At 71.6% G+C, this 18,001-nt stretch carries 16 protein-coding genes and 1 pseudogene; 12 read left to right on the top strand and 5 right to left on the bottom strand.

The genetic code is table 11. From position 1 onward, the window contains the following. Positions 1-214 (top strand): annotated as a pseudogene (locus tag M0L44_RS06885) (ABC transporter ATP-binding protein); the annotation flags it as partial. On the opposite strand, the gene M0L44_RS06880 reads toward M0L44_RS06885, so the two are convergent. Together M0L44_RS06880 and M0L44_RS06875 are read right to left on the bottom strand one after the other, a co-directional pair. Next, positions 215-1,192 (bottom strand): lipase secretion chaperone, encoded by a 978-nt coding sequence (locus M0L44_RS06880; RefSeq protein ID WP_252768902.1) that lies wholly within the window; start codon positions 1,190-1,192, stop codon positions 215-217. Beyond that, entirely contained in the window at positions 1,192-2,127 is a 936-nt protein-coding gene (locus M0L44_RS06875; RefSeq protein WP_252768901.1) for an esterase/lipase family protein, read from the bottom strand. Before M0L44_RS06875 ends, M0L44_RS06880 begins: the two co-directional genes overlap by 1 nt. Before the next feature lie 178 nt (positions 2,128-2,305). Here M0L44_RS06875 and M0L44_RS06870 point away from each other — a divergent pair, with 178 nt between their 5' ends. The 6 genes from M0L44_RS06870 to M0L44_RS06840 all read left to right on the top strand — a co-directional run bounded on the left by M0L44_RS06870 (position 2,306) and on the right by M0L44_RS06840 (position 11,783). Then, positions 2,306-2,929, top strand: a complete 624-nt coding sequence (locus tag M0L44_RS06870) for a DJ-1/PfpI family protein (protein ID WP_252768900.1) — start codon at positions 2,306-2,308, stop codon at positions 2,927-2,929. An 81-nt stretch (positions 2,930-3,010) separates the two neighbouring features. Beyond that, the gene (gene imuA / locus M0L44_RS06865; RefSeq protein ID WP_252768899.1) at positions 3,011-3,841 is read left to right on the top strand and encodes a translesion DNA synthesis-associated protein ImuA; all 831 of its coding nucleotides are present in this window, start codon (positions 3,011-3,013) and stop codon (positions 3,839-3,841) included. Then, positions 3,798-5,210, top strand: coding sequence for a DNA polymerase Y family protein (locus M0L44_RS06860; protein ID WP_354004101.1), 1,413 nt, complete (start codon positions 3,798-3,800; stop codon positions 5,208-5,210). Before imuA ends, M0L44_RS06860 begins: the two co-directional genes overlap by 44 nt. 20 nt (positions 5,211-5,230) lie before the next feature. Further along, entirely contained in the window at positions 5,231-8,398 is a 3,168-nt protein-coding gene (locus M0L44_RS06855; protein ID WP_252768898.1) for an error-prone DNA polymerase, read from the top strand. Between the two features lie 245 nt (positions 8,399-8,643). After that, positions 8,644-10,395: a methyl-accepting chemotaxis protein gene (locus tag M0L44_RS22090; protein ID WP_290429041.1), complete on the top strand. Its 1,752-nt coding sequence runs from the start codon at positions 8,644-8,646 to the stop codon at positions 10,393-10,395. Positions 10,396-10,487: 92 nt separating this feature from the next. Then, positions 10,488-11,783 carry a cation:proton antiporter gene (locus tag M0L44_RS06840; protein ID WP_252768897.1) on the top strand — a complete coding sequence of 432 codons (1,296 nt, stop codon included), beginning with the start codon at positions 10,488-10,490 and terminating at the stop codon, positions 11,781-11,783. On the opposite strand, the gene M0L44_RS06835 is transcribed toward M0L44_RS06840, so the two are convergent. Both M0L44_RS06835 and M0L44_RS06830 read right to left on the bottom strand, forming a co-directional pair. Further along, entirely contained in the window at positions 11,744-12,886 is a 1,143-nt protein-coding gene (locus tag M0L44_RS06835; RefSeq protein ID WP_252768896.1) for a VIT1/CCC1 transporter family protein, read from the bottom strand. The two genes, M0L44_RS06840 and M0L44_RS06835, sit on opposite strands and share 40 nt — an antisense overlap. A gap of 77 nt (positions 12,887-12,963) precedes the next feature. Beyond that, on the bottom strand, positions 12,964-14,364 hold the full coding sequence (locus M0L44_RS06830) for a chloride channel protein (RefSeq protein WP_252768895.1): 1,401 nt from the start codon (positions 14,362-14,364) through the stop codon (positions 12,964-12,966). A gap of 55 nt (positions 14,365-14,419) precedes the next feature. Here M0L44_RS06830 and M0L44_RS06825 point away from each other — a divergent pair, with 55 nt between their 5' ends. Next, positions 14,420-14,947 (top strand): MarR family winged helix-turn-helix transcriptional regulator, encoded by a 528-nt coding sequence (locus tag M0L44_RS06825; RefSeq protein WP_252768894.1) that lies wholly within the window; start codon positions 14,420-14,422, stop codon positions 14,945-14,947. Here the strand turns inward: M0L44_RS06825 and M0L44_RS06820 are convergent. Further along, positions 14,889-15,497 (bottom strand): Mpo1-like protein, encoded by a 609-nt coding sequence (locus M0L44_RS06820; RefSeq protein WP_252768893.1) that lies wholly within the window; start codon positions 15,495-15,497, stop codon positions 14,889-14,891. The genes M0L44_RS06825 and M0L44_RS06820 overlap by 59 nt on opposite strands. Before the next feature lie 82 nt (positions 15,498-15,579). Here M0L44_RS06820 and dcd point away from each other — a divergent pair, with 82 nt between their 5' ends. The 4 genes from dcd (at position 15,580) to ypfJ (ending at position 17,990) form a co-directional block, all read left to right on the top strand. Beyond that, a complete protein-coding gene (gene dcd, locus M0L44_RS06815; protein ID WP_252768892.1) occupies positions 15,580-16,149 on the top strand; it encodes a dCTP deaminase in 570 nt (189 codons plus the stop codon). Between the two features lie 108 nt (positions 16,150-16,257). Next, positions 16,258-16,605, top strand: a complete 348-nt coding sequence (locus M0L44_RS06810; RefSeq protein ID WP_252768891.1) for a hypothetical protein — start codon at positions 16,258-16,260, stop codon at positions 16,603-16,605. Between the two features lie 8 nt (positions 16,606-16,613). Next, entirely contained in the window at positions 16,614-17,003 is a 390-nt protein-coding gene (locus tag M0L44_RS06805; protein WP_252768890.1) for a DUF1801 domain-containing protein, read from the top strand. An 87-nt stretch (positions 17,004-17,090) separates the two neighbouring features. Beyond that, positions 17,091-17,990: a KPN_02809 family neutral zinc metallopeptidase gene (gene ypfJ / locus M0L44_RS06800; RefSeq protein WP_252768889.1), complete on the top strand. Its 900-nt coding sequence runs from the start codon at positions 17,091-17,093 to the stop codon at positions 17,988-17,990. Positions 17,991-18,001: the final 11 nt, after the last annotated feature.

Here is an 18,001-nt window from a genome sequence, read left to right as displayed (position 1 = left end):
TCTCTCCCCGATCATGGTGGACAAGATCTTCGAGGTGGTGCAGACCATCCACGCGCAGGGCACGACGATGCTGCTGGTCGAGCAGAACGCCAGCCGGGCGCTGGCCCTGGCCGACCGGGGCTACGTGCTGGACTCCGGCGAGGTCAGCATGACCGGCCCGGCGCAGGACCTGCTGAGCGATCCCAAGGTGCGCGCCGCTTATCTGGGCGAGTGATCAGGGGCTGATCAGCCCCAGCACGGCCCGGGCCCGCAGCCGGTCCTCCGGCGCAAAGCGGCTCTCGATCAGCTGGTCGATGGCCTGCTGACGCTGCAGGGCCGACAACTCGGCCGCCCCCTGCAGCCGGGTCAGCGCCCGCCGGGTGGCCTGGATGTTTTCGGTCCAGGCGGCCTGGGCTTGGTCCAGGGCCTGCAGCCGCGCGGCGGCCTCCGGCCCCAGCGCGGCCTCGCGTTGGCGTTGCAGCGCGGTGAGATCCTCGCCCGGCTGCGGGGCGCGGGCGGCAGCGGGCAGGGCGGTGCCAGCCTGTTCCCCCGTGGGCGCCTGGGATGGGGCGTTGCTCAGGCGGGCCTGCAGGGCCGCCTCCTCGTCGCCATAGAAGGCCTCGGCCCAGTCGTTGCCAAGCACCAGGCGCCGCTGGCGCGCACGCTCCTGCAGGGCCAGGGCCAGGCTGTCAGCCGTGGGCGCGCTGCCCGTGCTGCCGGCCGGGGCCAACTGGCGTTGCAGCTGCAGGTAACGCTCCCACACGGCCATCACCTGTGCGGCGCCGTCGTCGCTGCCCAGTTCCGCGCGGGCCTGCTGCTGCAGCAGGGCGCCCAGTTCCTCGATGCTGGCCTCGCCCAGCGTGGTCAGCAGCTGGTCGAAGCGCCGTCGCACCGCGTGGTCCGGCCGCAGCCGGCCCTGGGCGTCCAGGCGGAAGCCGCCATCGGGCCGCACGCCGCGCAGCGAACCCCGCTCGAACAGGGCCTGCCGCACCTGGGCCACGCTGCGCTGGGTGCGTGTCGGATCGGGCTGCAGCGCGGCCACGGCATTCGGGGACGTGGGCTGCGCACCAGCCGCTGTGCTGCCCTGGGTGGCTGCGGGGCTGAGCCGCACAGCCGCCCGCGCACCGGGCGCCTGCGCCGCCCAGCTCCACCACAGCCCGCCGCACAGCAGCAGGGCGGTCCCGGTCCACAGGGCCGTGCGGCGTGCGGGCATCACAGGCCGATCGACTTCAGGCGGTTGGCCTGCGAGCGGTAGAAGGCCACCGGGTCGGGGGCGAACAGGCCGCGCAGGCCGAAGGCCTGGTTGATTTCGTCCAGGTGATTCCAGGCGTAGTCGTCGCGCAGCACCGTGCCCCAGTGCGAGGCACACTTGCCCACCAGGCCATCGTTGGACGAACCCTTGAAGCTCACCGAGGTCAGCGTCAGCAGCGCATCGCTCAGGTCGAACACATTGGTCAGCACCGCGTTGCCACCGGCCGAGTAGTAGTGGATGCCGTTGACCAGTTCGGTGCCCTGGCCGCAGCTGCTGCTGGGCGCGCCCTGCGGGTACTTGGCGTTGAAGGCCGCCGCGCCGGCCGTGGTCAGCGAGTTCATCGCCGCTTCCGAGTCCTGAGGCAGGTCGGGGCTGCCCGAGAGCAGGCTGATCACGGCGGCGAAAGCATTGGCCACCGAGGCCACCCAGGCCGTGGTGCCGGTGGCCGTTGTGCCCGCCTTGATGTCGTCGGCCACCGGGCTGCCGGTGTGGGGCGTGCCCATGGTGGTGACCGAGGCCACCAGCTGCGGCGCCACCGCGGCCACATAGCGCACCGCCTGGCCGCCATGGCTGTGGCCCACCAGGTTGAACTTGCTGTAGCCATAGGTGGCCTGCAGACGCTGCAGCTCGGCCAGCAGCTGCTCGCCGCGCACCTCGCTGCTGTTGGCCGCGGAGACCTGCGACACATAGACCTTGGCGCCGCCCGAGGCCAGACCGGTGTCGATGCCCCACCAGTAGTCCACCGGGCCGATCGAATCCCAGCCGAACAGGCCATGCACCAGCACGATGGGGTAGCGCGTCTGGGTGTAGGTGTCGGCCGCGTGGACGACGGTCGGTGCGACCGTGCCGGTGATGCAGGCCGCCGCCACCACCGTCTTCAGGAACCAACGTTTCATGGGTGTCTCCTTGGCATTTGTTGTGGCTCCGGCACCGACGCCCGACGGGCGATCGACCCGGAGTGGGCGAATTAAAGAACGACCGTTCGTGCGTCGGTCTGGGTGATTTCCCATAGCTGCGCCGCAACACGCCCCCAGGCTTTCCCGGTGACGGGGGCGGGACGTTAAGCTGCGGACCATGCCAACAGAGGCCGTCTTTTCGAACCTGGATGAGCGCCGGCCGGTGGCGGTGCTGCTCTATCCCGGCTGCGTGTTCCAGGAGATCGCGCTGGCGGTGGAGGTGCTGGCCCCGCACCGGCCGCTGCGCTACCTGACGCCCGATGGCGCGGTGCACCGGGCTTCCAACGGGGCCCGGCTGCAGGCCGATGGCGACTACGACGGACTGGACACCGAGGCCGTGGCCGCGGTGCTGGTGCCGGGGGGCGACCCGGGCTCCATCGTGCCCAGCGGCCGCGCGCGGGCCGGCCTGCAGGCCGCGGCCGCCCGGGGGGCCTGGCTTGCCAGCATCTGCGGGGGCAACCTGGTGCTGGCCGCCGCCGGGGTGATGAACGGCTGCCGGGGCACGCACAACTACACCGCCGAACACGCCTCGCCCGAGGCGGTGGCCCTGACCGCACCGTACTGGGCCGGCCTGCGCTTCGAGCGGGCGAACCTGGTGGTGGATGCCGAGCACCGCCGCATCACCGCCCAGCCCTGGGCCGACCGGGACCTGGCCGCCGCCCTGGCCCAGGCCCTGGGGGTGCTCGACCCTGCCGCGGCCGAGGACTTGCGGACCTACCCGCAGCGGCGCCGCTACCCCTGATCCCGGGCGCCGGGTCCGCCGGCATGGTCAGAAAGGCTGTATGGATGTACAGTGTCCTCCCGTGCCTTGCCTGTTGCCGCCATGCCTGCCTCCGATGTCCACGCGCGCGCCGCTGCCGTGCCCCTGTCCCTGCCACCCGAGGTGGCGGGCCGGGTCTGGCCGGCCCGGGCCTGGACGGGGCCGCGGGGGGCGGTGCGCGCCAGCGGCCACGCCGCACTGGACGCCGAGCTGCCCGGCGGCGGCTGGCCCTGCGGCGCCCTGACCGAGTTGCTGCAACCCCAGCCGGCCCTGCTGGAGTGGCGCTTGCTGGGGCCGGTGGCCCGGGCCCTGGCGGCCGAGGGGCGACCCATCGTGCTGGTGGGCCCGCCCCAGGTGCCGCACCTGCCGGGCCTGGCCCAGTGCGGGCTGCCGGCCTCGGCCCTGGTCTGGGTGCAGGCGCAGAGCACGGCCGAACGGCTCTGGTGCACCGAGCAGCTGCTGCGCGCCCAGGCCGCCGCCCTGGTGCTGGCCTGGCTGCCCCAGGCCCGGCCCGAGCAGATCCGCCGCCTGCAGGTCAACGCCCTGGGCAGCGAGGCCCTGGTCTTCGCCTGCCGGCCGCTGGCGGCGCGGCAGGAATCGTCGGCCGCCCCGCTGCGCCTGCAGGCCCGGGTGGACCTGGACTGGGCGCTGCAGGTGCAGGTGTTCAAGCGGCGCGGGCCGGTGCACGAGGGCGAGGTCAGCCTGCCCTCGGTGCCCGGCAGCCTGGGCGCGGTGCTGCCCAGCCGTCTGCTGCAGCCGCGGCGCTGGCTGGCGGCCCGCCGCAGCGCGGTGCCACAGCCCGTGGCGGTGCGACCGGAGGAGGCCAGTGCAGATGCCCATGCAGACGCCCATGCAGATGCTTTGGGCCGCCCTGTGCTGGCCGGCGCCCGCTGAGGGCGCGCCCGCGGTCGACCTGCAGGGGCCGGCCTGCTGGGCCCTGCAGTTCACGCCGCGGGTGGCCTGCTGCGGCGAGGCTCTGCGCCTGGAGCTGGCCGCCAGCCAGCGCCTGTTCGGCGGCCAGGCCGCCCTGCTGAGCCGCCTGGCCCGCGAAGGCCGCCAACTGGGCGCCAGCGGCGTGGCCTGGGCCAGCACCGCCAGCGCGGCCCAGGCGCTGGCCCGCCAGCATGCACATGCCGTGGCGCCCGCAGCAGGTGAGGGGGCGGGGCCCGATCCGACCCGGGTGCCCGGCCTCCAGCAAGCGCTGGCCGACGCCCTGGACCCGCTGCCGCTGGAGACGCTGGACGGCCTGCGGCCGCACGCCGACACCCTGCACCTGATGGGCTGCCACCGCCTGGGCGAGGTGCGCCAACTGCCGCGTGCCGGCCTGGCCCGCCGCTTCGAGGCTGGCCTATTGGCTGCGCTGGACCAGGCCTACGGGACGCTGCCCGAGGCCCACACCTGGCTCACTTTGCCCGAGACCTTCAGCGCCCGGCTGGAACTGGCCTTCCGCGTGGAGCAGGCCCCGGCCCTGCTGGCCGGCGCCCAGCGTTTGCTGCTGCAGCTGTGCGGCTGGCTGCAGGCCCGCCATGCCGGGGTGCTGGCCTTCACCCTGGCCTGGGAGCACGACTCGATGCGCGCCCGCGATGTGGCTCCGGGTGGTGCCCTGACCGTGCGCACCGCCCAGTCGGCCCGCCAGGCTGAGCACCTGGCCCGGCTGCTGGCCGAGCACCTGGCCCGGGTCACCCTGGCGGCCCCCGCGGCGGCGCTGCGCCTGACCGCCGACGAGGTGCAGGCCCTGGCACCGCCCAGCGGCCAGCTCTGGCCGGATGCCCGCCAGCAGGCCCGGGCCCTGGACGAGGTGCTGGAGCAGGTGGCCGCCCGCCTGGGGGCCGAGCGCGTCTGCCGCCCGCGGGCCTGCGAGGACCACCGGCCTGAGTGGATGCAGGGCTGGCAGCCGCTGGACCAGCCCCTGCCGCGCAGCGGGGCGCGCCTGCCCACGTTGCCGCAGCCGGCCTTTCTGCTGCCGGCCCCGCAGCGCCTGGGCCTGCGCCAGCACCGGCCGGTGCACCAGGGCCAGCCCCTCTTGCTGCTGCTGGGGCCGCAGCGGGTGGAGGGCGGCTGGTGGCACCGCAGCACGGCGCCGCTGCCGCCAGGGGCCGAGATCACGGCGCCAGAGGGCGCCACCGGCGTCGTGGTCTCGCACGCGGTGGCACGCGACTACTGGGTGGCCTGGAGCGAGCGTGCCGGGGTGCTCTGGGTGTTTCAGACGCGGCTGGAGGGCGAGGCTGGCGAGGCCTGGTTCCTGCACGGCCACTTCGCCTGAGGGCCTGGCGAGGACGCACGATGGCCGAACCCCGCCTGCCGCTGCCCGACTACGCCGAGCTGTGCTGCGTCAGCAACTACAGCTTTCTGCAGGGCGCCAGCCACCCGGAGGAACTGGTACAGCGCGCCGCCGTGCTGGGCTACCGCGCCCTGGCCATCACCGACGAATGCTCGGTGGCTGGCGTGGTGCGGGCCCATGTGGCCCGCCGCGACCCGGCGGTGCAGGCCAGCGGCCTGCAGCTGCAGGTGGGCAGCCGCTTCCGGGTGACGGACGACACCGGCCAGACCCGCTTCACCCTGGTCGTGCTGGCGGCCGACCTGCTGGGCTGGGGCCAGCTGTGCGAGTTCATCACCCGGCTGCGGCGGGCCAGCCCGGTCAAGGGCCAGTACCGGCTGACGCAGGACCTGATCGACGGCGAGGCTCTGGCCGGCTGCGTGGTGCTGGCCCTGCCGGAGCGCGACCTGGACGACGCGGCCCTGCAGGACCTGGCGCGCTGGCTGCTGCGCCACTTCACCGGCCGCTGCTGGTGGGGCGTGAGCCTGCTGCGCACGCTGGACGACGAGCGCTGGCTGGAGCGGTTGCAGGCGGTGTCTGCCGCCAGCGCCATCCCCTGCGTGGCCTGCGGGGACGTGCACTTCCACGTGCGCTCGCGCAAGCCCCTGCAGGACGTGCTGACCGCCATCCGCCTGCGCCGGCCGCTGACCGCCTGCGGCCTGGACCTGCAGCCCAATGCCGAGCGCCACCTGCGCACCCGGCTGCGCCTGGCCCAGGTCTACCCGCCCGCGCTGCTGGCCCAGACCCTGGTGGTGGCCGCCCGCTGCCGCTTCTCGCTCAGCGAATTGACGTATCACTACCCGGACGAGTTCATCCCCCCGGGCGAGACGGCGGCCAGCCACCTGCGCACGCTGACCTGGGCCGGCGCGGCCGAGCGCTGGTCCGAGGGGGTGCCTGAGGAGCACCGCCTGAAGATCGAACACGAGCTGGCCCTGATCGACGATCTGCACTACGAGCACTACTTCCTGACGGTGGCCGACATCGTGCAGTTCGCCCGCGGCCGGGGCATCCTCTGCCAGGGCCGGGGCAGCGCAGCCAACAGCCTGGTCTGCTACTGCCTGGGCATCACCGCGGTCGGGCCCGACCGGCTCACCGCCCTGTTCGAGCGCTTCATCTCCAAGGAGCGCAACGAGCCGCCGGACATCGACGTGGACTTCGAACACGAGCGGCGCGAGGAGGTCATCCAGTACCTCTACACCAAGTACGGCCGCGAGCGTGCCGCGCTGACCGCAGCCGTCATCAGCTACCAGCCACGCAGCGCGCTGCGCGACGTGGGCAAGGCCCTGGGCTTCACGCCCGAGCAGTTGGATGCCCTGTCCAGCGCCCACCGCGGCTGGGAGACCCGCGGCCCCGACGCCACCCGGGTGGCCGAAACCGGCCTGGACCCGGACGCACTGGCGGTGCAGCAGCTGCTGCAGTTGGCCACCCAGCTGCAGGGCTTTCCGCGCCACCTGTCCCAGCACACGGGGGGCTTCGTGCTGACGGCCGGCCGGCTCTCGCGCATGGTGCCCATCGAGAACGCCAGCATGGCCGGTCGCACCGTCATCCAGTGGGACAAGGACGACCTGGATGCGCTGGGCCTGATGAAGGTGGACGTGCTGGCCCTGGGCATGCTGAGCGCGCTGCGCAAGACGCTGGCCATGGTGAGCCGACGGGAAGGGCGGACCCTCGAGCTCTACCAGGTGCCCGAGGGCGACACCCCCACCTACGACATGATCAGCCGGGCCGACACGGTGGGTGTGTTCCAGATCGAGAGCCGGGCCCAGATGAGCATGCTGCCGCGGCTGCGGCCCGAGCGCTATTACGACCTGGTGATCGAGGTGGCCCTGGTGCGGCCCGGTCCCATCCAGGGCGGGGCGGTGCACCCCTACCTGGACCGGCGCCAGGGCAAGGTGCCGGTGACCTATCCGCGCGAGGAGCTGAAGGTGGCGCTGGAACGTACCCTGGGCGTGCCCATCTTCCAGGAGCAGTGCATGCAGATCGCCATGGTGGCCGCCGGCTTCAGTGCTGGCGAGGCCGACGGCCTGCGCCGTGCCATGGCCGCCTGGAAGCGCAAGGGCGGGCTGGAGAAGTACCACGACCGCCTGGTGGGCGGCATGGTGGCGCGCGGCTACGAACAGGACTTCGCCGAGGGCGTGTTCAGGCAGATCCAGGGCTTCAGCGACTACGGCTTCCCGGAAAGCCATGCAGCCTCCTTCGCCCTGCTGGTCTATGCCAGCGCCTGGCTCAAATGCCATTACCCGGCGGAGTTCCTGGTGGGCCTGCTCAACTCCCAGCCCATGGGCTTCTACAGCCCGGCCCAGCTGGTGCAGGACGCCCGGCGCCACCAGGTGACGGTGTGGCCGGTGGACGTGCAGCACAGCGGGGTGGACAGCGCGCTGGACGGGCCCGCGCCGGCACCGCGGGAGGCGGGCGGCCCACCACCGGCGGTGCGCCTGGGCCTGCGCCTGGTGGCCGGGCTGTCGACGGCCGCGGCCCAGCGCATCGCCCAGGCCCGCACCGCCGGGCCCTTTCTGGATGCCCAGGACCTGGCCCGCCGCGCCGGCCTGGAACAGGCCGATCTGCGCCACCTGGCGGCGGCCGATGCGCTGCGCTCGCTGGCTGGCCACCGCCGCCAGCAGATGTGGGAGGCCGCCGGCCTGCGCCGCGCCCCGGCCCTGCTGCGCGGCGCGCCGGTGGACGAAGCGCCGCTGGCCCTGCCGGCCGCCCCCGAGGGCGAGGAGATCGTGGCCGACTACCAGAGCACCGGCCTGACCCTGCGCCGCCACCCGCTGGAGCTGCTGCGCCCGCAACTGCAGCGCCGCCGCCTGCTCACCGCCGAGGCCCTGCGCGCCTGCCCGCAGGGCCGGCTGGTGCGCCACGCCGGCATTGTCACCATGCGCCAGCGCCCACCCACCGCCAGCGGCACCCTGTTCATCACGCTGGAAGACGAGACCGGGCTGGTCCAGGCCATCTGCTGGCCGCGGGTCTACGAGCGCTTCCGCACCGTGCTGGTGTCGGCCCGGCTGCTGGGCCTGGCCGGCACCTGGCAGCGCGAGGGCGAGGTCTGCAACCTCATCGTCGGCCATGCCGAGGACCTGACCCCCTGGCTGGGCCGGCTGGCGCCCACGGCGCGCAGCCGGGATTTCCGCTGACTTGGGAGATACCCGGCCCGGTGTCTTGCGCCAGGGGGGATGAGGCGTGCATTTCCCTCACTTTTGACCCCTTTGACGTCCCCTGCGCCATGAAAAACTCAAGGAAGGTAAGGTTTTGCCGATCACCAGATCAGGGAATGACTGACATGAGCGGCGCCGCACAGAACGGTGCCGGCGCGGGGTCGTCCGCCTCACGGCGGCGATTGCCGGATTTCACAGGCCCGTCCAGAACGGGAGGAGACACCATGTTGAAGAGCTTGAAAATTGGGCAGCGGCTGGGTTTGGCCTTTGGTCTCCTGCTGGTGCTGCTGAGCGTGCTGGCCGGCGTCAGCGCGATGCAGATGAGTCGCCTGGCCGGCAATGCCAACTACTACGCGGTGAATCTGGTGCCTTCCTATGAGGCCGAGCACGAGATCTCCCAGCGGCTCGATGATGTGCGCCGCTATGGTTTTCGCCACATCCTGAGCAAGTCGACGCAGGAGATGGACCAGATCGAGGGGAAGATCGCCGAGAACCGCCGTGAACTCGAACAGGCGCTGGATCACTACGCCAAGGATCTGGTGTCCGATGACGAGGACCGCCGGGACATGGAGGCCGTTCAGACCGCCATGAAGGACTACGACGCCCAATGGGCGAAAGTGCAGGCCGTCTCCCGCCTGACACCGTCGAACCCCGGCAAGACCGATGAGGCCGTTCAGCTGATGAATGGTCCCGCCTTCGAGTCCTACCAGACCGTGCAGAAGGCCATCGGCCAATGGTGGGCCTACAACGTCAAGCTCGCCAAGGACCAGGATGTGGCCTCCCATGCCACCGAGCAGAGCGCCCGGTGGATTCTGGTGGCCCTCACCCTGGCGGCCCTGGTGCTGGGCATCGGTGCTGCCTGGGTCATCACCCGCTCGATCATCGTGCCGATCCAGCAGGCGGTGGATCTGGCTACCACCGTGGCCCAGGGCGACCTGACCAGCCGCGTCTACACCGAGGGCCGGGACGAGACCGCCCAACTGCTCCAGGCCCTGGACCGCATGCAGACCAGCCTCGCCTCTGTGGTCTCCACCGTGCGCCAGAACGCCGAGAGCATTGCCACGGCCAGCTCCCAGATCGCCCAGGGCAACCTGGATCTGTCCAGCCGCACCGAGGAACAGGCCAGCGCCCTGGAGGAAACGGCCGCGACCATGGAGGAGCTCGGCTCCACCGTGCGCCACAACGCCGACAGCGCCAAGCAAGCCAACCAGCTGGCCCAGGGCGCGTCCAGCGTGGCCGTGCAGGGTGGCGAGGTGGTCGGCCAGGTGGTGACCACCATGCAGGAGATCAACGAGAGCAGCCGCAAGATCGGCGACATCATCGGTGTGATCGACGGCATTGCCTTCCAGACCAACATCCTGGCCCTGAACGCGGCGGTGGAAGCCGCCCGGGCCGGCGAACAGGGCCGCGGTTTCGCCGTTGTGGCCGGCGAGGTGCGGTCCCTGGCCCAGCGCAGTGCCGACGCAGCCCGCGAGATCAAGGCCTTGATCGGCCGCAGCGTCGAACAGGTCGAGAAGGGCACGACCCTGGTCGACCGGGCCGGCCAGACCATGGGCGAGATCGTGAGCTCCATCCGCCGGGTCAGCGACATCGTCGGCGAGATCTCCTCGGCCAGCGCCGAGCAGAGCAACGGCGTGTCCCAGGTGGGCGAAGCTGTCAGCCAGATGGACCAGGCCACCCAGCAGAACGCTGCGCTGGTGGAGGAGAGCGCCGCCGCAGCCGACAGCCTGAAGAACCAGGCGCGGCACCTGGTGGAGGCCGTGGCCGTGTTCCGGTTGAGCACCGGCTCGTCGCACGCACCGATGGCGGCTCCGGTGTCCGCCCCCGTGCATGCGCCAGCGAAGTCGCCGATGGGCCACGCCAAGTCCCAACCGGCCGCGTCCAGGGCCCCGGCTGCGGCCACCCACAAGCCGGCCCCGGCTCGTGAGGAGGCCGTGGCCTCGGCCGGCCCGTCCGAGGACTGGGAAAGCTTCTGAGTTCGGTGTGAAGGGCTGGAGCGGGGGGAACTTCTCGGCCGCGGTGGTACCGTAGAACGCTGTGCTGCACCGCGTCATGAATTCCCCGCTCCATGCTTGAAATCACCGTCTGGTGCCTGGTCATCACGGCCGTCTTCGCCTACATCAACCACCGCTTCATCGGCCTGCCCACCACCATCGGCGTCATGTCCGTGGCGCTGGCCATCTCCGGCGCGCTCATCGGCCTGGACTACCTGGGCTGGAGCGCGCCGCGTCGTTACCAGGCGGCCATGGTGGCTTCCATCGACTTCCCCGGCGTGCTGATGCGGGGCATGCTGGCGGTGCTGCTCTTTGCCGGCGGCTTGCAGTTCAAGCTGGGCGAATTGCGCCGCTACCAGAAGCCCATCGTCGCCCTGACCGTGGTGGGCACGGTGCTCAGCGCGCTGCTGGTGGGGCTGGCCCTGTGGAAGCTGCTGCCCATGGTGGGCATCCGCCTGTCGTTGCCCTATTGCCTGGTGTTCGGCGCGCTGATCTCGCCCACCGACGCGGTGGCCGTGGGCAGCATCCTGAAATCGGCCGGCGTGCCACGCACGATGGAAGCCATCATCGCCGGTGAGTCGCTCTTCAACGATGCGGTGGGCGTGGTGCTGTTCTCCCTGGCCCTGTCGATGGTGAAGACCGGTGACTGGCCCACGGCGGCGGAGGCGCTGAGCCAGCTGGCGCGCGAAGGCGGCGGCGGCATCCTGATGGGCTTGCTGATGGGGCATGTGCTCTACCGCATGCTCCGGGACGTGCAGAGCTACCAGGTGGAGGTGCTGCTGACCCTGGCCACCGTGATGGGCGGTTACGGCCTGGTGGAGGAACTGGACTTTTCCGGCCCGCTGGCCATGGTGGTGGTGGGCATGGTGGTGGGCACGCGCAGCCGCTCCGACCCCGACTTCCCGGTGGAGACCCAGGACCACCTTTCGCGCTTCTGGCGCCTGGTGGATGGCATCCTCAACACCCTGCTGTTCGTGCTGATCGGCCTGGAGGTGATCCGCGTGCATTTCAGCGGCGGCGTCCTGGTGGCTGCGGCGCTGACCATCCTCATCACCCTGATGGCCCGCGGCCTGAGTGTGGCCATGCTGATGACCTTGCTGCGCCTGACGATGGCCCTGCCTTCGGGCACCTGGCGGGTGCTGACCTGGGCGGGGGTGCGCGGCGGTGTGTCCGTGGCCCTGGCCCTGTCCCTGCCGGCGGGCCACAGCCGCGAGGTGGTGCTGTCGCTGACCTACTGCGTGGTGGTCTTCTCGATCCTGGTGCAGGGGCTGACGGTGGGGCGCATCGCCCGCCGCGTCGGGGTGTCCGAGGCCAAGCCGCTGGAGCTGCCTCAGCTCAGCCCGGTGGCCAGCCAGCGGCCCGCGCCGTAGGTCAGCGCGGCGGCGGCCGCACCGATGGCCAGCTGCCGCAGCCCACCCCGCCAGGCGCTGCCGCCGGTGAACAGGGTGATGCCCATGCCGATCAGCAGCAGCCCCAGTCCGCTGGCGGCCGCGCAGGCCTGCACGGCCAGCGGGCCGGACACCCACAGCAGCGGCAGGGCCGGTACGGCGGCCCCCAGCAGGAAGACCGCGCAAGACGTGCCGGCTGCGGCCCAGGGCGAGCCCCCCAGCTCGTCCGGGTTGATGCCCAGCTCCTCGCGCACCAGGGTGTCCAGCGCGCTGCCGTGCTGGGCCATCACCCGGTGCGAAATGGCCTGGGCCTCCTCGGCGCTGAAGCCCTTGGCCTGGTAGATCAGCACCAGCTCCTCGCGCTCCTCTTCGGGGGCCTGCTCCAACTCGTCGGCCTCGGCGGCGATCTGCCGGGCATAGAGCTCGCGGGCGCTCTGCACCGAGATCCATTCGCCCATGGCCATGGAGCCGGCGCCGGCCAGCGCCCCCGCCAACGCCGTGGTCAGCAGCGCCGAGCCCGAGAACTGCGCCCCCGCGGCCCCCATCAGCAGACAGAAGGTGGACACCAGCCCATCGTTGGCGCCCAGCACGGCGGCGCGCAGGGCGTTGCCGTCGCTCGCGCCGTGCCGGCCTTCCAGCTGCGCGTAGCGGCTGCCGTTCCAGCCGTGGCGGGCCCGGCTGGACAGGTGGGCCAGCAGCCGGGCGTGCGAGCGCTCCTGGGCCGGCATGGTGGTGCTGCGGGTTTCGGCCTGACCGTCGTAGCTGCCACGGTTGTCCGCCTCCTGGGACATCACGGTGGGCAGCACGGCATTGGCCCCCAGGCGCCGGGCCAGCCAGATCAGCACACGGGCCCGCGTGCTGGTGCGGGGCTGCAGGGGGTGCCCCAGCGCCTGCTCCAGCCGCCGCTGCCAGAACAGCGCATGACCTTCCTCGGCCTGGGCCAGGCGTCGGTACAAGGCGGCCAGATCGGTCTGCGGTTCGGCCGCGGCCATGGCGCGGTAGATGGCCGCACTGTCGATCTCGCTCTGCCAGTTGCCGCGGTAGCGGGCCAGCGCCGGTTTTGACAGAGGTGGCTTGGGGCGCATGCCGTGTCCGGTGGGGTTATCTTTGTACCGATACAATTGCCGGGAGCATCTGGCGGTGTCAGCAGCGGCCAGGTGTCTCAGGAGTGACTGATTCCGGGGCCCTCAGCGGGCTCCGTTTTTTTGTCCGTCTCCGCTTCGGCTGCCGGGGGCGTCACGGCCGTCGAACGCCCGGGCAGACGCTGCAGCTGGAACCCGGCCAGTGTGCCGTAGAGCGGCCGGCTCAGGATGCGCGAGACCCCGCTGGCCACCAGGGCGCAGGCCATCAGGCTGAGCACCATCGCGTGGCCGTTGACCATCTCCATCACGATGATGAAGGCCGTGAGCGGGGCCTGGGTGGCGGCGGCCAGAAAGCCGGTCATGCCCAGCGCGATCAGGGCCGGGACCTGCGGGTTGCCGGTGAGCAGGGCGATGTCGTTGCCCAGTGCGCCACCAATGGCCAGCGAGGGGGCGAAGATGCCCCCCGGCACGCCGGACCAGGCGGTCAACCAGGTGGTCAGGAACATGAACAGCACATAGACGGCCGGGATGCCGGCCTCACCCGCCAGCATGGCCCGCGAGTGGCTGTAGCCGCTGCCAAAGGTGATGCCCTGGTTGGCCACGCCGATCAGCGCGATCAGCAGGCCGCAGGCGCCGGCAAAGGCCACCGGCTGGGCGCGCCGCCAGCGGCTGAGTCGGTCATTTTCCTGCCCGCCCAGGGAGCGAATCATCAGGCGCGAGAACAGGCCACCCGCCAGGCCGCAGGCCAGGGCCAGCAGCAGGGCCGGCCACCACAGGTCGGCGCGGAATTCGTCCACCCGGATGATGCCGAAGTAGCTCTCGTTGCCCTGCAGCGACACCCCCATCAGACCGGCCAGCACGATGGCAGCGATGATCAGGCCGCTGTTGCGCTGCTCGGGGCGGCGCGAGAGCTCCTCGATGGCGAACATCACGCCGGCCAGCGGGGTGTTGAAGGCCGCCGCGATGCCCGCCGCGCCACCGGCCACCAGCAGACCGTGCTCGGACACCAGGCCGCGCTGCGGCAGCCAGTGCCGGGCGTTGTGCATGATGCCGGCGCCCACCTGCACGGACGGGCCCTCGCGGCCCAGGGACAGGCCGGCCAGGAAGCCCCAGGAGGCCAGCAGGTACTTGCCCAGGGCCAGTTTCAGCGAGACATAGAGTCCGCGCTGCGAGCGCTCGACCTGCGGGTCCAGCGCCGCCATCACCTGCGGGATGCCCGAGCCCGCCGCGCCGGGCACCCAGTGCCGCGTGATCCAGACGATGGCGGCCGTGGACAGCGGCGTCCAGACCAGCGGGCTCCACCAGGCCGCCTGACGCAGGCTGAAGAACTGGGCCAGGGCCCAGTCGGTGGTGCGCGCAAACCACACGATGCTCAGGCCGGTGAGCACCGCATAGGCCAGCACCACCGCGCGGCTGCGCCACAGGTCCAACTGGCCCAGCTCGCGGTGCAGAATCGCCCTCAGGCGCAGGGACCACCGCATCTCAGCCGCCCCGGCGGGCGTTTGGCCCGCCATCCAGACAAACTATCATTCCGCGATGGTAAATCCTTGTACCAATGTTTCGGCCGACCTGACGCTGGAGGGCCGGTCCGAGGCCACGGTTCTCGATGAGCCTGCAGCTCGTGTGCTGCGCCGTTTCCGCCAGGTCTTCAACGCGGTCAAGACCCACTTCCAGCAGGTCGAGCGCCAGGTGGGGGTGGGCGGTGCGCAGGTCTGGGCCTTGAGCGTGATCCAGGTCCGGCCAGGCATCGGCGTCAACGAACTGGCCAAGGCCCTGGACATCCGCCAGTCGACCGCCAGCAACCTGGTGCGCGCGCTGGTGGACCGTGGCCTGGTGGCCACCGCGCGGGCCGAGCGTGACCGGCGGGCGGTGGAGTTGCGGCTGCTGCCACCGGGGGCCGAGATCCTGGCCCACAGCCCCGGGCCCTTCAGCGGTGTCCTGCCGGAGGCCCTGGCTCAGCTGGACGACGCCACCCTGGCCCGGATGGAGAGCGACCTGACCCGGCTCATCGGGCTGCTCGATGCGGACGATGAGTCCGCCGGCCTGCCACTGGCATCGATGTGAGCGGGCCCGTCAGGTCCCGCAAGCGGGTGGGGCCGGCTTCGCGTTCCACCTTCTGCCGCAGGGTCGCCAGCCAACCCAGCGAGAACAGCATCTCGGCGGCCACGAACAGCGGCGCGGCCAGCAGGTCGATCAGATCCTGCACGAGGCCCGGCGCACGGCCCTCGTAGTAATGGCCGGCCAGATGCAGCAGCCCGCCCAGCAGCAGAGGGCCCAGGCCCCAGCCCAGCCAGGTGGCCGAGCCGGCTTGCCCCAGCGGGGTGGCCGCCAGCACCAGCACTGCGTGCATCGCTCCCACCAGCAGGCCCAGGCCGGGCAGGCCGCGGCTGAGGTACCAGGGGGTGCTCAGGGCCCACAGCAGCACGGCCGGCGTCAGCACCCAGCGCAGGCCGGCCCAGTCGGCAGTGGCCAGCGGGGGGCGCGAGAACAGCACGGCCAGCCCGAAGACCATCAGCGGGATGCCCACCAGGTGGGTGTGGATGTTGCGACGGTCGCGGTGGAAGCGGGCGTATTCCACCAGCAGTTCGTCGGCGGGACGAAAGAGCGTGGCCACGGCGGTGTCTCCGGTTGCTTGCCATCCATCATGCCCCAGTGTGGGCGCGGCTTCTAGAATCAAGCCCTTCCGAGGAAACCCGATGAGCATCAAGAGCGACAAGTGGATCCGCCGCATGGCGGAGCAGCACGGCATGATCGAGCCGTTCGAGCCCGGCCAGGTCCGCCATTCCCCCGACGGCCAGAAGATCGTGAGCTACGGCACCTCGAGCTACGGCTACGACATCCGCTGCGCGCGCGAATTCAAGGTGTTCACCAACATCCACTCCACCGTGGTGGACCCGAAGAACTTCGACGAGAAGAGCTTTGTGGACATCAACGCCGATGTCTGCATCATCCCGCCCAACAGCTTCGCGCTGGCGCGCACGGTCGAGTACTTCCGCATCCCGCGCAATGTGCTGACCATCTGCCTGGGCAAGAGCACCTACGCGCGCTGCGGCATCATCGTCAACGTCACCCCCTTCGAGCCCGAATGGGAAGGCTACGTGACGCTGGAGTTCAGCAACACCACCCCGCTGCCGGCCAAGATCTACGCGGGCGAGGGCTGTGCCCAGGTGCTCTTCTTCGAGAGCGACGAGGTCTGCGAGACCAGCTACAAGGACCGCGGCGGCAAGTACCAGGGTCAGCACGGCGTCACCCTGCCCAAGACCTGAGCGGCTTCAGAACTGAGCGGACTTCGGCCGCTTCATCGCGGCTTTGGGTGCTTGACAGCGGGCGCACCATCCCTGGCAACCGGATCACCCCGGAACCCAGGAGCGCCCATGAACACGCACACCTCTTCCGCCGCCGTTGAAACCACCGCCGTGCCGGCCTGGCTGGCCGAGGTGATGGCCCGCCCGCCGGTCAACCCGGTGCCGCGCGTGCGCCGCACGGCGCCTCTGGCCACCGACCTGGACATGGGCGCCTTGCTGCGCTTCAAATCTCTGATGGCCCAGGAGCGCCAGCCGGTGCAGGTGGCGCGCATGTGCTTCGACCGCGACTACGCCTACGAGCGCATCGCCACGGCCCATGCCAGCGCACACGACCCGCTGCGCCGCCTGGCGCTGGAGTTGTTCCAGACCTACCACGTCCGCGATCTGGTGACGTCGGTGGGGGCTGCTGGCGCCTGAACCCACCGATGCGCGCGCCGCGTTCCAAGGCCCTGGTGCGGGCCTGGCTGGACTTTCTTCCACCCGCCCAGCGCCCGCTGGCCGAGCGGGTGCGGGTGCTGGCCTTGGGCGCAGAGCCTGCGCTGGAAGAATCGATCAAGTGGGGCAACCTGGTGCTGGCTCTGGACGGCGGGCGCCCCCTGCTGGCGCTGGCCACCCACAAGACCGGGCTGCACCTGCGCCGCCTGGGCCGCAGCGAAGGCGCGGAAGCCGGTGAGCCCGCCGACCGTGGCCTGAGGCTGCGCCCCAGCGAGCCTCTGCCGGAAGCCGAGATCCTGGCCCTGGTGCGCACCCAGGTGAGTACTTGTGCGCAGCGCGAGCCCGCGTCTGTCGCCCCGCCACCACCCAGCCACCTCTGACACGCCAGGCCCCGGCCACGCCGTTCCAGGCCGGGACGACAATCGCCCCAATGCGCCACGACAGCCCGTGGCCGGGGAGACGACACCATGCGCTGGCAAGGCAACCGGGAAAGCGACAACGTGGAAGACCGCCGCGAGGATGGCGGCATGGGCGGCGGCTCGGGCGGCGGCATGCTGCCCATCGGCGGGCGCGGCCTGAGCCTGGGCGGCATCGTGCTGGCCCTGGTGGTCAGCTGGATCTTCGGCATCAACCCGCTGACGGTGCTGGGCCTTCTCAACGGCGGCGGGCTGCCGCAGAGCGCGCCGGTGGCCACCCAGCCGGCCGGCCAGCGCGCCGCGCCGCAGGACGAGGAGGCCCGCTTCGTCACCACCGTCCTGGCCAGTACCGAGGACGTCTGGACCGAGCAGTTCGCCCAGGCCGGCAAGACCTATGAGAAGCCCACGCTGGTGCTGTTCCGCGGTGCCACCCGCACCGCCTGCGGGGCCGGCGAGGCGGCGATGGGGCCGTTCTACTGCCCGGGCGATCGCAAGGTCTACATCGACCTGTCCTTCTACGACACCCTGCGCCAGCAGCTGGGCGCGCCCGGCGATTTCGCCCAGGCCTACGTGATCGCCCACGAGGTGGGCCACCATGTGCAGAACCTGCTGGGCATCACCGGCAAGGTGGACGCGCTGCGGGCCCGCCAGGGCGAGGCCCAGGCCAATGCCACCTCGGTGCGGGTGGAACTGCAGGCCGATTGCCTGGCCGGTGTCTGGGCCCAGCATGCCGAGGCCCAGCGGCACTGGCTGGACCAGGGCGATGTGGAGGAGGCGCTCAACGCCGCCTCGCGCATCGGCGACGACGCACTGCAGCGCGCCGCCCAGGGCCGGGTGGTGCCCGAGAGCTTCACCCACGGCAGCAGCCAGCAGCGGGTGGCCTGGTTCCAGCGCGGGCTGGCCCAGGGCCGCATCGGCGACTGCGACACCTTCTCGGCGCGCCATCTCTGAACGGCGCGGGG

Origin of the sequence: Ideonella oryzae (assembly GCF_024055665.1) — a bacterium.
Lineage (GTDB): Bacteria > Pseudomonadota > Gammaproteobacteria > Burkholderiales > Burkholderiaceae_C > Ideonella > Ideonella oryzae.
Note: the sequence above shows the minus strand (reverse complement) of the source record. Positions and strands in the feature narration are given on the sequence as shown.

Bases quoted from the DNA above. Each gene is read 5' to 3' on its own strand.
- M0L44_RS06880 (WP_252768902.1), bottom strand. From the start codon at position 1,192: ATGCCCGCACGCCGCACGGCCCTGTGGACCGGGACCGCCCTGCTGCTG.
- M0L44_RS06875 (WP_252768901.1), bottom strand. From the start codon at position 2,127: ATGAAACGTTGGTTCCTGAAGACGGTGGTGGCGGCGGCCTGCATCACC.
- M0L44_RS06870 (WP_252768900.1), top strand. From the start codon at position 2,306: ATGCCAACAGAGGCCGTCTTTTCGAACCTGGATGAGCGCCGGCCGGTG.
- imuA (WP_252768899.1), top strand. From the start codon at position 3,011: ATGCCTGCCTCCGATGTCCACGCGCGCGCCGCTGCCGTGCCCCTGTCC.
- M0L44_RS06860 (WP_354004101.1), top strand. From the start codon at position 3,798: ATGCAGATGCTTTGGGCCGCCCTGTGCTGGCCGGCGCCCGCTGAGGGC.
- M0L44_RS06855 (WP_252768898.1), top strand. From the start codon at position 5,231: ATGGCCGAACCCCGCCTGCCGCTGCCCGACTACGCCGAGCTGTGCTGC.
- M0L44_RS22090 (WP_290429041.1), top strand. From the start codon at position 8,644: ATGTTGAAGAGCTTGAAAATTGGGCAGCGGCTGGGTTTGGCCTTTGGT.
- M0L44_RS06840 (WP_252768897.1), top strand. From the start codon at position 10,488: ATGCTTGAAATCACCGTCTGGTGCCTGGTCATCACGGCCGTCTTCGCC.
- M0L44_RS06835 (WP_252768896.1), bottom strand. From the start codon at position 12,886: ATGCGCCCCAAGCCACCTCTGTCAAAACCGGCGCTGGCCCGCTACCGC.
- M0L44_RS06830 (WP_252768895.1), bottom strand. From the start codon at position 14,364: ATGCGGTGGTCCCTGCGCCTGAGGGCGATTCTGCACCGCGAGCTGGGC.
- M0L44_RS06825 (WP_252768894.1), top strand. From the start codon at position 14,420: ATGGTAAATCCTTGTACCAATGTTTCGGCCGACCTGACGCTGGAGGGC.
- dcd (WP_252768892.1), top strand. From the start codon at position 15,580: ATGAGCATCAAGAGCGACAAGTGGATCCGCCGCATGGCGGAGCAGCAC.
- M0L44_RS06810 (WP_252768891.1), top strand. From the start codon at position 16,258: ATGAACACGCACACCTCTTCCGCCGCCGTTGAAACCACCGCCGTGCCG.
- M0L44_RS06805 (WP_252768890.1), top strand. From the start codon at position 16,614: ATGCGCGCGCCGCGTTCCAAGGCCCTGGTGCGGGCCTGGCTGGACTTT.
- ypfJ (WP_252768889.1), top strand. From the start codon at position 17,091: ATGCGCTGGCAAGGCAACCGGGAAAGCGACAACGTGGAAGACCGCCGC.